General features: G+C 75.3%; 1 protein-coding gene. It reads left to right on the top strand.

The annotated features are described in order from the left end of the window. Positions 1-210 precede the first annotated feature (210 nt). A complete protein-coding gene (locus tag AB0D66_RS34610; protein ID WP_362311109.1) occupies positions 211-1566 on the top strand; it encodes a phytase in 1356 nt (451 codons plus the stop codon). Positions 1567-1570: the final 4 nt, after the last annotated feature.

Raw genomic sequence — 1570 nt, 5'->3', positions numbered from 1 at the left:
CGTGCGCCCGCCGTCCGCCCGCCGCCCGTGCGCCCTCCGTCCGCCCTCCGTCCTCCGCCCGCTGCCGTCCCGCCTGCCGGTCCTCCCTCACGGGGGTTCACCGCGCGCTCATTCGGGCGCCACATGGCCTCCATACGGGCTACCCGCGAGTAGGCCAGGGTGGCGGGAGCCCACCAGCCCCCCGACCCGACTCCGTGACCAGGAGGCACCATGAGGACCCCGAGCAGGAGAGCCCCGTTCATCGCCGCGGCGACGATCACGGCCCTCGGCATGATCGCCTTACCGACCCACGCACAGGCGGCGGCCCCGGCGCCGGCGGCCGCGGACCGCGGCACGGTCCCGCCCCTGCCCGAGGTGACCGCCTCCGCCGAGACGCCGTCCCTCTTCGACGACGAGGCCGGCGGCAACGCCAACGCCGACGACCCGGCGATCTGGCGGAACACGTCCGACCCCGACCGCAGCCTGGTGATCGCCACCGCCAAGGAGGGCGGCCTGCGGGTGTACGACCTGGACGGCCGCCAGGTCCAGAGCCTGCCGGCGCCGCCGCCCCCGCGGGAGGGGGACAAGCCCGGCCGCTTCAACAACGTCGACCTCGTCACCGGGCTGCGCTTCCCCGACGGCCGCCACGACGTGGCCGTCGTCTCCGACCGGGGCCGCGACCAGCTGCGCTTCTACCGCATCGACCCCCGGCGGCCCGCCGCACCCCTGGTCGACGTCACCGACGAGGCCGCCGCCCCGCTGGTGTTCTCCTCCGGCCCGGACGAGGTCGGCGACCAGCGCACCGCCTACGGCCTGGCCGCCTACACCGACCGCGGCCGCTCGTTCGCGGTCACCAGCCGGCGCCACGACACCCGGCTCGCGCTCGCCGAGCTCACCCCGGACGCGCGCGGAAAGGTCGGCTACCGCCTCGTCCGCACCCTGACCCTGCCGTCCTCCTTCGACCTGCCCGACGGGACCCGGTGGACGCCCTGTGCCGAGCCCGGGGAACTCCCCCAGGTGGAAGGCATGGTCGTCGACCCCGACAGCGGCGACCTGTACGCGGGCCAGGAGGACGTGGGCATCTGGAAGCTCGAGGCCGACCTGCGCTCCCCGGCCCGCCTGATCGAGAAGGTCCGCTCCTACGGCGTGCCCGGCACCTGGAACCCGCAGACGGAGGAGTGCGACGCGGGCACCGACCCGGGCTTCGGCGGCCGGCACCTCAGTGCCGACGTGGAGGGTCTGACGATCTGGCGCGACCCCGAGGACCCCCGACGCGACGGCTACCTCATCGCCTCCGGCCAGGGAGACGACACCTTCGCCGTCTTCGACCGCGGCCACCGCAACGCCTTCGTCCGCGGCTTCCGGATCACCGCGGGCTCCGCACCCGGCGCGCCCGACGGCTCGGAGGTCTGTGACGGAGCCGCCGTCACCAGCGCCCCGCTGGGACGCAGGTTCCCGAACGGCCTGCTGGTCGTCCAGGACGGCGCCAACACCCCCGAAACCCCCGGACCCGACGGGCAGGCCCGTACGGACACCGACTTCAAGCTCGTGGACTGGGGCAGGCTCCAGCGCGCCGCGCGCCTGTGACCGG

Origin of the sequence: Streptomyces sp. NPDC048270 (assembly GCF_040652335.1) — a bacterium.
Lineage (GTDB): Bacteria > Actinomycetota > Actinomycetes > Streptomycetales > Streptomycetaceae > Streptomyces.
This window is presented reverse-complemented; position numbering and strand designations above follow the sequence as displayed.